The 13,771-nt window shown below is 31.3% G+C and carries 17 protein-coding genes; 1 reads left to right on the forward strand and 16 read right to left on the reverse strand.

Features of this window, described 5'->3' with window-relative positions:
- Nucleotides 1-315: 315 nt before the first annotated feature.
- Complete coding sequence (locus GOQ27_RS13320) at nt 316-1,224, reverse strand: Mph(B) family macrolide 2'-phosphotransferase (RefSeq protein ID WP_203367364.1); 909 nt, start codon at nt 1,222-1,224, stop codon at nt 316-318.
- Nucleotides 1,225-2,535: 1,311 nt separating this feature from the next.
- Complete coding sequence (locus GOQ27_RS13325; protein ID WP_203367365.1) at nt 2,536-3,126, reverse strand: TetR/AcrR family transcriptional regulator; 591 nt, start codon at nt 3,124-3,126, stop codon at nt 2,536-2,538.
- 305 nt (nt 3,127-3,431) lie between these two features.
- Here GOQ27_RS13325 and GOQ27_RS13330 point away from each other — a divergent pair, with 305 nt between their 5' ends.
- Entirely contained in the window at nt 3,432-3,782 is a 351-nt protein-coding gene (locus GOQ27_RS13330; protein WP_203367366.1) for a hypothetical protein, read from the forward strand.
- 617 nt (nt 3,783-4,399) lie between these two features.
- Here GOQ27_RS13330 and GOQ27_RS13335 read toward each other — a convergent pair.
- The 14 genes from GOQ27_RS13335 to GOQ27_RS13400 form a co-directional block, all read right to left on the reverse strand.
- Nucleotides 4,400-5,929 (reverse strand): recombinase family protein, encoded by a 1,530-nt coding sequence (locus tag GOQ27_RS13335; RefSeq protein WP_203367367.1) that lies wholly within the window; start codon nt 5,927-5,929, stop codon nt 4,400-4,402.
- Nucleotides 5,929-6,102: a hypothetical protein gene (locus GOQ27_RS13340; protein WP_203367368.1), complete on the reverse strand. Its 174-nt coding sequence runs from the start codon at nt 6,100-6,102 to the stop codon at nt 5,929-5,931. The genes GOQ27_RS13335 and GOQ27_RS13340 overlap by 1 nt, the downstream gene beginning before the upstream one ends.
- 192 nt (nt 6,103-6,294) lie before the next feature.
- Nucleotides 6,295-6,873: a recombinase family protein gene (locus GOQ27_RS13345; RefSeq protein WP_203367369.1), complete on the reverse strand. Its 579-nt coding sequence runs from the start codon at nt 6,871-6,873 to the stop codon at nt 6,295-6,297.
- A gap of 104 nt (nt 6,874-6,977) precedes the next feature.
- Nucleotides 6,978-7,481, reverse strand: coding sequence for a hypothetical protein (locus tag GOQ27_RS13350; protein ID WP_203367370.1), 504 nt, complete (start codon nt 7,479-7,481; stop codon nt 6,978-6,980).
- A 31-nt stretch (nt 7,482-7,512) separates the two neighbouring features.
- A complete protein-coding gene (locus GOQ27_RS13355; RefSeq protein ID WP_203367371.1) occupies nt 7,513-8,004 on the reverse strand; it encodes a hypothetical protein in 492 nt (163 codons plus the stop codon).
- Between the two features lie 349 nt (nt 8,005-8,353).
- A complete protein-coding gene (locus tag GOQ27_RS13360; protein ID WP_203367372.1) occupies nt 8,354-8,692 on the reverse strand; it encodes a hypothetical protein in 339 nt (112 codons plus the stop codon).
- A 46-nt stretch (nt 8,693-8,738) separates the two neighbouring features.
- Nucleotides 8,739-9,506: a YfjL-like protein gene (locus tag GOQ27_RS13365; RefSeq protein ID WP_203367373.1), complete on the reverse strand. Its 768-nt coding sequence runs from the start codon at nt 9,504-9,506 to the stop codon at nt 8,739-8,741.
- Between the two features lie 5 nt (nt 9,507-9,511).
- Nucleotides 9,512-10,012 (reverse strand): zf-HC2 domain-containing protein, encoded by a 501-nt coding sequence (locus GOQ27_RS13370; protein WP_203367374.1) that lies wholly within the window; start codon nt 10,010-10,012, stop codon nt 9,512-9,514.
- A gap of 26 nt (nt 10,013-10,038) precedes the next feature.
- Nucleotides 10,039-10,527, reverse strand: coding sequence for an RNA polymerase sigma factor (locus GOQ27_RS13375; RefSeq protein WP_203367375.1), 489 nt, complete (start codon nt 10,525-10,527; stop codon nt 10,039-10,041).
- A gap of 101 nt (nt 10,528-10,628) precedes the next feature.
- The gene (locus GOQ27_RS13380; protein WP_203367376.1) at nt 10,629-10,946 is read right to left on the reverse strand and encodes a hypothetical protein; all 318 of its coding nucleotides are present in this window, start codon (nt 10,944-10,946) and stop codon (nt 10,629-10,631) included.
- An 18-nt stretch (nt 10,947-10,964) separates the two neighbouring features.
- Nucleotides 10,965-11,249: a hypothetical protein gene (locus tag GOQ27_RS13385; protein WP_203367377.1), complete on the reverse strand. Its 285-nt coding sequence runs from the start codon at nt 11,247-11,249 to the stop codon at nt 10,965-10,967.
- Nucleotides 11,250-11,435: 186 nt separating this feature from the next.
- On the reverse strand, nt 11,436-11,720 hold the full coding sequence (locus GOQ27_RS13390) for a class I SAM-dependent RNA methyltransferase (RefSeq protein ID WP_203367378.1): 285 nt from the start codon (nt 11,718-11,720) through the stop codon (nt 11,436-11,438).
- A gap of 216 nt (nt 11,721-11,936) precedes the next feature.
- Nucleotides 11,937-12,818, reverse strand: coding sequence for a VOC family protein (locus GOQ27_RS13395; RefSeq protein ID WP_203367379.1), 882 nt, complete (start codon nt 12,816-12,818; stop codon nt 11,937-11,939).
- A gap of 217 nt (nt 12,819-13,035) precedes the next feature.
- On the reverse strand, nt 13,036-13,473 hold the full coding sequence (locus GOQ27_RS13400) for a VOC family protein (protein WP_203367380.1): 438 nt from the start codon (nt 13,471-13,473) through the stop codon (nt 13,036-13,038).
- Nucleotides 13,474-13,771: the final 298 nt, after the last annotated feature.

A 13,771-nucleotide genomic window follows, 5' to 3' on the forward strand; every position in this document is an offset into this window, starting at 1 on the left:
TAACCTTTTTAATTTAAAAACAAAAATCCGGTCGAGGTAAAATTCACCTGGACCGGTATGTCTTCAATATATTCAATTCCATGATCTATATTTTTTGCGTTTTAGTTCGACCACTAAAGCACACTTGGCCTAGAGTCATTTATCATAATATAAACTACGAAATACTCTAAAATCAAGATTTACGACTTCTCTATCAAACAAACTGTCTCAACATGTGGTATCGCATTAGTCTTATATAATTTAACAAATCTAATTGTCTATGGGGTAATTTATGAGATTTTACCCGGGTATACATTTCGCCACATAGTATACTGCTTAAATATTATCTATTTCCAATACTTTCTTCGCCATATGGACATATTCCTCCACACCAGATACTATAGCAAACTCAGCAACTGAAACCGGATATACAGCGACCAATTCAATAATATGCTCTTTCATCTTAGGCCAGTAATAACCTCCAGCTTCTTTATAAGCAATTATTAAAGCTTCTAGTCCTTCTTCTCCAAAAGCCTTGTAATTAAAAACAAAGTCATTTGAAATATCTGTAACCTTAGCTTCAGTCCAGTCGATTAATCCAGTCACATTAGCCTCTTTATCAATCATAGTATGTCCGGCATGAACATCTCCGTGAATCAGTCCAGTTTTCTTTGGCCACATTTCATCATCATTAATCCATGTCTGCCATCTCTTCCATAGATTCTCACCCACACCAAACTTTGTTCTTACATCATCCATACGCTGCTTCATCGATATTCTTGCTTCTTCAGGTGTTTGCACTACTAGTCCAAATTCTGCAGCTTTATCACCAGGTATGCTATGAAGCTCTGCTAACACTCTTCCCAGCGACTTGTGAAAGGATTTCGGAACATTATTAATATCGATTTTCCAAACATAGTTTCCGATATTATGATCAATAGTTCCTGCTGGCACACCATCTAACTTCTTGTATGCGATTAGCTCATCCGTGTAAATAATCCAGTTTGGTGCCTGAAAAGATTTTGCATATTGATTAACCAAATCTAATGCTTGTTTTTCTATCTTTGTTCTTGGCATTACATCTTCTCGTCTAGGCAATCTAAGAGCCCAATCAATGCCACTCTCATCTTGTGCAAATACAACTTGAAAATCAAGTCCGGATTCATTAAACTGTATTGTTTCTTCCTTTAAAATAAGATTATGTTTTTTAGCTATTTCCATAACCTGTTTCATATCTTTACTCATTCAAATCACTCCTATCTAAAATTCTCATATTTTAATCATAAATTAGCTATATGCTTTGATAACTTCTTTATCATACACTCAATTAAGGCCTAGCAACTTGATTAGCAACAGCATTGGCCATGTAATATAGCATATTTGACTGCGTATTATTAGATAATATATTTTCTGAAGGAAAATTTATAGTAGACTGAGATTTAATTTTCTCTTAAGTTACTTCAATTTATATTTTTTTCATTACTTGATAGTTTTATATTTTGATTTTTAGATTCTTTCTTAGATCTTTCATTTGTATTAGACATGACAGCCTCCATATTAATTTGATTTACTTTGTAATGTCCAACTGTTTTCTGTCTAAATTAGTGTAGCCTATCCACTATTTCTTTATAATGTCGTTCCAACAATTTAGCGGTGTGAAAATTCTTATTTAACTTCTAAATTATAGTGCGGAGATGAAGGTATATAACTAAGGAAATAAATCCTAAAATAAACCTTAATACTCTACTTTTCTTATTTATCGCCGTCTCAATAAATAATACTGCCGCAAATAAAATCAATATCCTCTCTATCAAAAACAAACCTAAAAATGTCAGAATTGAAAATTCAAATATAGGAGACATCAAGATTAACGATATTAAAAAAAATGCACCTAAATATAAAAGTCTTGTCTTTAACGGATATTGTTTATAATATGAAAATGCTATGAAGTATATAATAATTAATAAGACTATCCATTGAATAATAATCTTTAAATCCTCCTTTTTGATAAATTAATAATACGGTTTAACTTAATACGTTAAGTAGTAAAATTATACAACTATTCATCAACCATTTATCGTCAAACTTCTTTAATAAATTCATTAATCCTCAGTTTATCCTATGACGTAACGTAAATGTCAATTTCATTCTTTATCTTGGGAATCTAATAACAAAGTAGCGATAACTATTCTCTACCTCTATTGAAGAATCATTTGGCAAATTGTTCAACTATACTCGCAAAACTCAATCCCATTACCGCTAATCAAAATGTACTTTTCTGTTCCCCTAGACTTAAAACACATGAAACTGTCTGATTAATAATTTCTGTAATCCTTGATTTTACTACTTATTTTCTCGTCAGCATACAGACGGTCTCAACGTGAGTTTTGGAAGAATAGTGATAATATTTTGCAAAAAAATAATGTGTTTCCCCCGGGGTGTTATGTTGAAACAATCGTAGGTTCCATAAATCTTTTAATTTAAGTGTTATAATTTCAGTTTTATGCTTACAGGTTCTTCTATAATTACTCCCGTTACTAAATAATTATAGCATTTTTAATCATTCTTATTACCTATCAAACCATAATAAAATAGTTTATTAATATCCATACGGAACCTTTGATCTCTTATAGATTGAAATTGAGAACTAGTAACTTTCTCTTTTAACATATTGATATAAAACAATACTGCTTCTGTACAGATTGATCTGTCAATACAACCTTCTTCTTGTCCCTGTGAAATTAATTTTTTGAAAAAAGGGAGTGTCGTTTCCTTATAAAAACGTTCTAAAAATTCTTTAACCACTGGCTCCTCAAAAAAAGTGGGGTTAATAGCAGCAAAAGAAAACTTTCTTTCATATTCATCGGTTTTAAACAAGATTTGCTCTATTTTTTCAACAAATGGAAGATCGCTTTCTAAAATCCTTTCAAAAATTTTTATACTATCTATTAACATTTCATTCAATACTGCCTTTATCAGTCCCTCTTTTGTATCGAAATATTTATATATAGTGACTTTTGATACATTGGCTTTTTTAGCTATTTCATCTACACTTACCTTTTCTGTCCCGTATTTAGTAAAAAGCACAAAGGCAGCCTCTGTAATATCCTTCGATTTGCGCTTTCTTCTTTGATTAACTCCATCCATTTTAAATCACCTCAAATATATAATACATAAAAATATGAACTTTTGCAAACAGTATAGTTCATTTAGTATTGACAATTAATAAATTAAATATTATAATGTACTAAAATAACTAAACTAGTTCATTTAGTTCATTTCATAAAAGGAAGAGAGTGATAAAAATGGATTTTTCAACTATACTTGATTGGGCTTTTGAACGACACTTAAATCCACTAAGCTGGTATATCCGTCCAATATTTTTGATTGTATTTTGCTATTTTCTTTATAAGAAAAGTTGGAAGGGCTCAATTATAACATTTTTATTGATGATGAGCAGCATGGTTTGGTTTCCCGCACCAGAAGTAATTAGTCCCCAAATGCAAGAAGTATTGGAATTCGAAAAGATGCTTTTAAGTAGTCCCTTTACAGCTATTGCAACTTTATTCGTTCTTATTGCTTTCATGCTTTCAATTGTAATTGTTTTTTGGAAGCATTCATTGAAAATTGGGGTCATAATCCTTAATCTTACTGTTATCGGAAAAGTCGTTTTTGCATATCTATTTACTGGTGACAGTGGAGCTGGAACTTTAGGAACTGCTTTTTGGGGATTAGTTTTAATTAATGGCATAGCTGCTATTATCTTTTACTATAACAAACGCAGAAAAAACCAAATTGAATAGGTATCCAAGCTATCTCACCGTTAATAATGCCGGGAAACTTTCTTGTTTCTCGGCATTATTCATTAATTTTCATACATTCCGCTAATTCATAGATTAATTCTTCCTCCATCCAAAAACAAATCCTCTGCAGGGACATAGGAACAAGGGGACAGGTTTATTGTCCCAATCAAATTCTATGAATTACACTTTTGGGTATGCCCGTTACTCTTTCCAATTGCCTATAGGATTGTAAGGAGTACTTCTCCTTTTGAGTCTATTGTATTTATATTTTCTTTCTCGACATAAACAAATCTGCAAAATCCTATACCTTAACGCAAGTATCAATAGTTCTGCGTAAAAGTTAACACCCCACTAAACAAAAAGTTACCTCAAACTTGTAGTCTTAAGTAACATAAAACACACTTAAATATTTACCTAAAATCTTTCTAACCTTTTAATTTTCAACCTATTTCTTCTCTATCAACACAACCGTCTCAAGCAGTTGTTTCACTCCTTCGCAAGCAGTGTTACGACTTCAACGTGGGGTGAGTGCTATATGTAGAAAACTATTTTTATTTATCTTATTTAATTAAATCATACCGAAAGAGCCTTGGAAATCCAAGACCCTTTGTAACCATCTACCCCATAAGTTCTTTCATGACCTTTTCTGAACCATTGAATTTGTAGTATATTTTTACTATACCATTATCTGATATAACTATCTTATCTACAAATCTATTCAGTACTTCACGATTTATACTGTCCAATCTTACTTTCTCATCTACTGATGCTTTGAGTTTACTTAAAAGATTTTCATCTATTTCCTCATCTAACTCTTTTAAGATCTCTAGCTTTCTTTGCTTTAATTTATTTAACTCATTACCTTTTGAACCTGTTATTAAATCATAATCTGACTTTGTTATTTCTTCAGCTATTAATTTTTCAAGTGCCTTAGATTTAAACTTTGCTATATTATCTATCTTACTTTCTATAACCCTTAATTCTTTTTCTGCTCTCAATCTATTCTTAGTTATTCTTTCTTTTATATTTGTATATAACCCTTTATTACTTAAGTTTTTAGATAGCTTTTTTAGGTCATCTTTGATTACATCTACAAGTTCGTCTTCTATAACTAATTTAGCACTACAAGCTTTTTTTCCATGTTTATCATGTTTATCATATCTACCACATATATAGCCATGTCGGTTCTCTTTGAAATGAAATCCCCCACCACAATCTTCACAATATATTAACCTCGTAAATAAGTTAACATTGAGATGTGGTCTACTACTTTTACTTTTATCATCTGGTGTCTTTCTTCTGCGTGAATCTATTAAAGACTGTACCGAATCAAAATCTTCTTTACTAATTATAGGTTCATGAGTGCCTAATACAATTGAATGTTCTTTTTCTGTGAGAACCTTTCTTTTTTTATTTACTGCACTTATAGTTTCTTCTCTGTTTTGGTCTAAATACCCTAAATAGTGGGGATTTTCTAATGTTTTTCTTACTGTTGAACCATGCCATAGTGGACTTGCATTTTTCTTTCCTAATACTTCTGATGGTGTTCTGATTCTATCATTGTATAATCCCCTTGCAATTGCATCAAATCCCTTACCCCCAAGATATTCTCTAAAAATCCTACGTACAATTTCTGGTGTTTCATTATCTGCTATATTTAATTTACCATCTATCTTTATATAACCATATGGTGCACTTCCATTATATTTTCCATTTTTAGCTCTTGTCTTTAGTGTCATCTTTATTCTTTGTGATGTTCTTTCTACTTCTTGTTCATATACCCAAGCATATAACCCAAACATTTGGGTATCTCCTTTTAAGGTATCAATAGCACCATCTAGTGTTATAAGATGTACACTGTTATTTTCCAATAATTCTTTTAACTTCATAGAAAGACCTTGGTTCCTTGCTAAACGACTTAGTTCCTTTGCTAGTATAATATCAAATTTACCTGCTTGAGCATCATCCAACATTAGTTGATAATTCTTTCTATTCTCAACTGTACCCGTCTTTTTATCTTCATAAAACTTGTATATCTCCCAGCCTTTTTCTTTGACATAATTCTCAAAGAACTGTTTCTGATAAAGAGGAGAGTCTTGCTGCCCCTCTTTATCACTTGATACTCTAACATAAACTGCTGCTCGCATTAAGCCACCTCCTTATCAGAAGGTTGCTCTTGCATCTCTACTGAAAGTTCTTCATCTAACACTGTATCAATTGTAGCTCTAAAATACGCAGTAAACATATCCTCCACTCTACAATTGCTGGTGTCAGTGAAGAATCTCTCCACTTTTAGAATTGTCTTAGCTTGTTTTTTCATTTCAGTTTCCTCCTAGATTATCGACTTCACTTAATCTAGAAGTAACTGTCTCTATTTTAGTAAAATTTCCTAATTACTTTAAATAATTAGGAAATCCAAAACCTTTTATTTAAGAAAACTTCTTAATATCAGAACAAATGGGAATCTTTAGCTATAAAATTTGCTCTAATACTGATATCAGAGCCTTTAGTATCAATCAATCCCTAATTTATTTTTTCTTTTAGCTCTTACTAAAGTACTTTTTGAAATACCCGTCATCTGTTCTACTTGTTTATATGTATGATGTTCTAATAACTGTAGAGCATGCTCTATCTGAATCTTGTTAAACTTTAATGGTCTACCCTCTTTAAAGTTTTTTGATTGCCTAGCTATCATCTTACCCTCTTGTGTTCTTTCTACAATCATATCTCTTTCAAATTCTGCAAAAGAAAAAAATATATTTCTTATTAATCTACTTGACGGTGTATTATCCATGATTCCAACATTCAGAATATGAACCTTTATGCCATCATCTATTAACATATTAACTAACTCACTACCTCTAGTAAGAGACCTTGCAATTCTATCTAGTTTTGTAACTATTAATATATCTCCCTCTTTTATCTCTGATAAAAGAATCTTTAAATTCGGTCTATCTAAATTCTTACCTGTTACACTATCACTATATACTACCTCTGCTCCATGTTCTTTAAGTATTTTTTCTTGACTTTCTAAGGAATTTCCATCCTTTACTTGACCGCTTGTACTGACCCTTGCATACCCATAAACCATTCCTTTTCCCCCTTACTTTTGACTATAACTTATGATTATCTTATTTCTTCTAACTTGTGTAATGGATTCATTAGCACCTAAACTTAAAAGTTCTGACACTAAATTTATCTATCTATCTTTTTTCTACTTGCCCCAAATGCTTTTAGCAGTCTATAAAACTGTGTTCTATGTACATTTAGTTCACTTAATGCCTCTACTTCTGATATACTTTTATCCATATATTTTTTTACTACTTCCAAGAATTCTGCTGGATACTTTTTATCCAATTTTTGCTTCCTACTAGTCATGTCAATAATGCTGCTTAGTAAATATCCCAAGGCTGGTACATCTTCAACATCTTCTGTACTAAATAGTCCATCTTTTGTTCTAATTACCATTCCTTTTTCTAAGGCTAAATTTATTGCTTCCTTTATTTCTTCTACTGATGTAAAGGCATTTTCTATACTCTCTATTTCAATTTCTTCCTTACTATCGCTTGCTCTTATTACATCAATCAAAGTCTTTCTTTCTCTTTCACCTGAAATCACAGTAATAGTTTCAACCTTACTACTATATTTAATAGCTTGTTCATATTCTGAGTAATTTCTAACTACTAGGAATCTCTTCATCCCTTCTACCCCCTTATATAACTTATCTACCTTATTTACCATAACTGAACTGACTCTTGATTAAAACTTCTGAAATTATTCTTATACTATCTTTTACATCCTCATAAACATTTTGAGAAAACCTAGACATATCTTCATATACTGTAATCCCTGAGTAATTTTCTGACATACTATAGACCACCTTATCTCCAAATACATAACATTTTCCATAAACTAATTTTTCATTGATGCTATTTAATACCCCAAATAAATAACTTTTACAATCTAACTCTAGGTTATTACATACTACTTCCATTTCAATTCGCTTCTTATCTATATCAATTACATAGATATACTCATAATCAAAATCTATAGCCTTAGCTTGGATTGACAAAGAATCATAGAAACAACTATGAAAATCTCCCGACCAATCTACTACTGTATGCATAGCTCCTAGAATCTCATAATCTCTATAATGTTTTGTCAAGCTACTAACATCCTTGTTATGTTTGATTATTTCTTCTAACCTCTTTGAATATCGCATTGTTTTATACCCTCCCATACATTATTAAAATTTCTCCTCTACCTTTATTAGTCCCTTAGCCTCCATATATGCATATATATGATTACATGTGTCAAAATTCTATTTTCTTTGATACATACAGTATTTGTGCATAAAAATAAGGCGCCTTAGTTACAAGACACCTTAATAAACCTTGCTTAATAGCAAGAAAATTTATTTACTTATAATGTTGCTAATATTTATTAACCACCAACCAACACCGCCACCAATAATGAATATTCCAAAATTATATTTTCTTTTAAGTTCACCATAGTAAACAATTATTGATTAATCATATTTAAATCAACTAAATTTCTTTCTTATTAGTATACTAACTATTATTATTTATATTGTTATTATATATTTGCATCATTTGTTTTTTCTTAACAAGTAGAAGTATAAGAAGAGCTACCTGACTGGCAACTAACATTCCTATCCCTAGTATTAAACCTCCAAAAAATATAAATTCATTAACTCCCCAAGAAAAGAAAAACCATCCTAATATTACACAGAATCCTATAGAAAAATTAATTACACTTACAATCAAAGTTTGTGAACCAAACAATCCTGTCTTTTTAATCATTTTAGAATCAAAAATATAACCAATTGACCAAGCAAAAATCATAAATCCTATATAAATCATTAATGCTATATCACTTCTTTCCAACATCACACTTACCCTCCTGTAGCAATTACAGTTTTAATTCAGTTTATAGCTATTTATTTTCTCCCTTAATAAAAACACTGATTCCACCAACACTATCACTATTTTTAGCCTCTTTAAGAAGAGTTATAAGTTCACCACTTTGAATATCAGCAGGAGTAACCCCGTTTACCATTACAAGCGTGCCATTATTTTCAGCATATAAACCATATTTTTTAAAATTATAACCATTATTTACAAATGCCTTATGTGCATCAGTTAAAACCTTTGCAATGCCTTCTAAAGAGTTAGCACCTAAATCAAGCCGAATTGTAACCTCTGTATCCAAGAGCAATGATTTGTCAAATTTCATATCAAGTTCTAAAACATCATTAGCATTTTCATATACTTCTTTATCATACATCACCATTGTAGTGTTGTTTTCGTACCCAAGTTCTTTAGCAACAATCTCTTTTGCAATAGTAGAGTATTCATCTGAAAGCCTTTCTAATGTATTAAACATCCCTAATACATGGATTTTGTAGTCATCCCTCTGAACTTTACCGTCTCTATAATATATAGCAAATTTAGTATCAATACTGGTTCTAGATTCAGCTCTGGCCACATACGATGCATCCTTAAAGTTATACCTTGCTTCTGCTATTATAAGGTCCAAAGCAGAATAATTTTCATCCACATATTTCTCTATAGCCCTATTCGCCATCATTGCTGATATTGGATTACCTACAAAAGCATTTGTAATAAAAAGAATACCACTAATAAGTGCTATTGCTACTACTCCTGCAACTATCTTTAATATAATCTTATTTGTATTTTTCATTTTATTCACCTTTCTTTTCTAAATGCAAATTTTAGAAGCATTGCAATAATTACTCCTAGTCCGACTAAAACCGTATATATTAAACTGAAATATAATCCACTATATAGTGCAATCCATTCAAATCCACCTGATATTATGCCCGTTACAGTTTGCCATAAATATGTGAGTAGGAAAATTGCAGTGGGAGCCAAATACCATTTCCTTTTAAATACAGCAAGGGAAGCCCCTCCAATAATAGGCATTATGAGCAAGTTATAAAACATCCCCATAGAGTTTGAAAGGGCAACACCAATAATAGCACCTACTACAAGAACTGTGAGTTGTGTTATAAAAATACTACGTTTGATAGCAAAAATTACTTTTTCATCTTTTATTGATGTCTGTTCCACACTATTAGATTTGAAGATATCAAACTCAGCTTTACAACTTTTACACCTTTTAATATGTTCAGTAACGATTACTATGCTATCATCACTTGCTACACCATCTTTTACAAGCGGCATCAAGTCGAGAATTACATTACAAGATATATTCAACTCAGTCCCTCCTTTTCTAAGATTGTTTTAATCCATTTTTTTGTACGAAAATCAATAACCCTTGCTGAGCCTTCTGATATATTTACCTCATATCCAATTTCACTAAAGCTATAACCCTCTACCCGCATATTCACTATTTTTTGAGTACGCTCATCTTTCTCCGATAATAGACTCTTGATTCTATATACTATTTCTTTTGTAATCAGTCTTTCTGCTATACTATCTGATATATATAGTTCCAAAAGGTCATTATATTCAACTGTATGTTTTTCTTTCCTCACCCTTTGAAGCCACAAGTTTCTAGCTATAGAAAAAAGCCATGTTTTCAAGGAAGATTGTCCTTTAAAGTTTCCGATAGATGATATAGCACTTACAAAGGTTTCCGATAGTAAATCTTCTGAAAGGTTAGGATTATGAGTTAAAGAAAGTAAATATCTGTAAACATCCTGCTTATAAGTCATATATAGATTCTCTATTTTCTCCACTTAAATCCTCCTTTCATATATTAGTCACATTTTTTATTGAAACGTTACATAATTTTTAAAAAATTATTTCCTTTGTATCAATAACCTCATACCTTATAAAGTCAAAATGGTATTTTACCAGACTTTAGTTCTTGGTCAATTATTTTTTCTTTTTCTTTTCGTGTTGGTATGCCTAAAAACTGCTCTTTTACCTTTTTTCTGTTTTGTTCTGTATTATACATCAATGATACTGGTCTTACAATCTTTATTGTAGTAGACATATTTTCAAGATAGGATACTTGTTTACATATAGGACATATAAATTCCATCCTACCTACTATACCCTTTCTTATAAGCCCTATTGCCTTTTTACAATGATGGCAATATATTGAATCAAAATCTGCTCTATCTAATGTCACTTTTTTATTGGAATTCATCATTATCTACCTCTTATAATATTAATAATCAATACCTGATATAAGTACATCTTCATTTGATGATTCATATTCTTCTTGAAATTCAAGTTGTAGATATAATACTTTCTCATACCATGTCTTATATACATCTAGCTTCTCTTCTAAGGTTTCAACATCTTCTATATCTATTTCATAGTTACATCTAAGTGTTGCTATATGAAAAGTATCATCATATTGATTTCTAATCATCATTTCAACCTTTTTAATTTCCTTTTTTATGTGTTCTACTTGTACCTCTATCAGTTCTTTCTCTATATAAGATTTCATATGGCACCTTCTTTCTATTCTTTTTTACTTATCTATTACAAATTAAGTATCTTGCCCTATATTAATATCTCCTCCTCTGGTTGTTTATGTCCACCTTATATTCATGTCTCATTTTCTACTTTATTTTAGATACATTTTAAAAGCTATCTCTTTTTCCTATAAAGAGATAGCTTTTATCTAACCATATTATTTAGTTATTCTCTTTAACAACACACAGCATTCAACATGGGGAGTATGAGGAAACATATCCATACATTTTACCTTTTTCACTTCATAGCCCAATTCTTTAAATTCCTGTAAGTCCTCTACTAAGGATGTGGTTTTACAGTATACATATAGTAACCTTGGAGAATTAAAGTCTGCTATGAACTCACAATTATCTAGATTGTTTAATACCGCATTGTCTCTAGCCTTTTCTACGGCTTCTTCTACTAACTCTATTCCTACTACCTTATTGGCTACAGGAGCCATTATTTGAAATTAAGGTGATATTTCTACTATATAATCCAGTATGTATGACTTTCACATTTATTTATCACTTTTACTCTATCAGAATTTTAAAATGGTATCAATCTAATAAAAGGCAAAACAACTCATTTTTAGTTATAAATACAATAATTTTGCCACCCATTTGTAACAACGAGTGGCAAAGCAAATACTTTTTATTAGTATGGTCTTTCCTTTAATCTATATTTCTAACCGTGCATTATCAAGAGCTTTCAAATCAAGTTTTTTCATTATTAAGAATGCCTCGGTGACACGTTTTTTTTCTTCTTCTGTACCCTCCATTAGCACTTCGTTCATATTATAGGGTACAATCTGCCAGGATAATCCAAATTGATCTTTAACCCATCCACACTGTTCAGCCTCTGGAACAAAGGATAGTTTATCCCAAAAATAATCAATTTCCTCTTGATTTTTACATAATACCATGAAAGAAAAAGATTCATTAAAAGTAAAATCTCCTCCATATCCATGATCCATAACTATGAATTTATTTCCATTAAGATCAACCTCTCCATAGTTTATCCTTGCTCTTTTATCATTTGCCTCTCCTTCTGCATAGTGATTGACAAATCCTTTGTTAGATTGTTTAAAAATTGAAACATAGTAATCAATAGCTTCTTCTGCCCGACCACATACATCTCCTGCAAATAGTAGTACTGGTGATATTTTTTGATGCTGTTCAATATTATCAACTAGCATTAACTGCCAACTGAGGCCATACTTGTCCTCAACCCATGCATAATATTTGCTAAATGGGTATTCATCCAAAGGCATAAGATCTGTTCCCGACGATAGACTTTTATATAGTCTATCAACTTCTTCTTTACTGTCACATACTACCATTAAAGACACCGATGGATTAAATTTAAAGTATGGACCTGCGCTGATTGCTGAAAACTTAATATTAGCTAGTTGAAAATCTACCATTTCTGAGTCACCCGATGGTGTATCTGTAATCTTTGTAGTGTTAATTATCCTCGAATTTTCAAATATGCTCACATAAAATTCAGCAGCTTCTAAAGCCTTATTGTCAAACCATAAATGTGGAACTATCTTTTGCATAATTTACCTCCTTATCTTATCTATTTTGTGTAAATCTGATCTTATCTTCCTTAGCATTGCCCTTACCCCTATTAAATCATTACTAAAATCTCAATTTATCTAATAGTATAATTATATCATTTCAAAACGATTTTACAGAATATTCTTACAATAATATTCAAAAAAATGAAGCAAAAGGAACCGTCCCTTTTGTTTAAAGCCTGACCCTTTATGTTTTTTAATTGATTTCCTCAGCCAGCTCCAAAATAATTCCTTCTGGCCCACGAATGTAGCATAATTTATAAGCGTTTTTGTAGTTCTGTATCTCACCAATAAGTCCTGCTCCTTTCTTTTTCAATTTGGTAACAAGAGCTTCAATATCATCAACAGCAAATGCAATATGCCGAATACCCAGAGTATTTGCCAAAGGACACTGTATGCCTTTTTCATCTAATGGAGTGTGAAATTTTACTAGTTCTATATTAGTGTCACCGTCTGGCATTCGCAACATTACAACTTCCTCTTTCACGTTTTGAAGCCCTATTATCCGCTCCACCCACTCGCCTTCTACTTCTCCTTCCCCAAGCATTTCAAGTCCAAAGTCAAGAAAAAATGCTTTCGCAGCAGGAAGATCATTGACAATTATACCCACATGATCTATTCTACGAATCTTCATATCTCATACCTCCTTGTTCTTAAGTTTATTACATATATCTCCTAAGTAATTCTTCTAGATTGCCCATCTGCTTGGTACTCCTCTCAGACAGCATACTAAGCTTTGAATCTATCATTTCCTATTTTCCTTATCGAGCTTATTACAAATCAAACTATTTTATAAATTGAATTCTTATATCGATAGAACTTATGATATTAAAGTAGTAGAAAGTTTCCCTACAAATATAAAATACACACATAAATGGGGTAATTGTGGTGAAACCAAATGGAGTACCCTCTTTTGTATATTTCCCAGATCT

It is taken from the genome of Anaeromonas frigoriresistens, from assembly GCF_016820655.1.
Lineage (GTDB): Bacteria > Bacillota > Clostridia > Tissierellales > SIT17 > Anaeromonas > Anaeromonas frigoriresistens.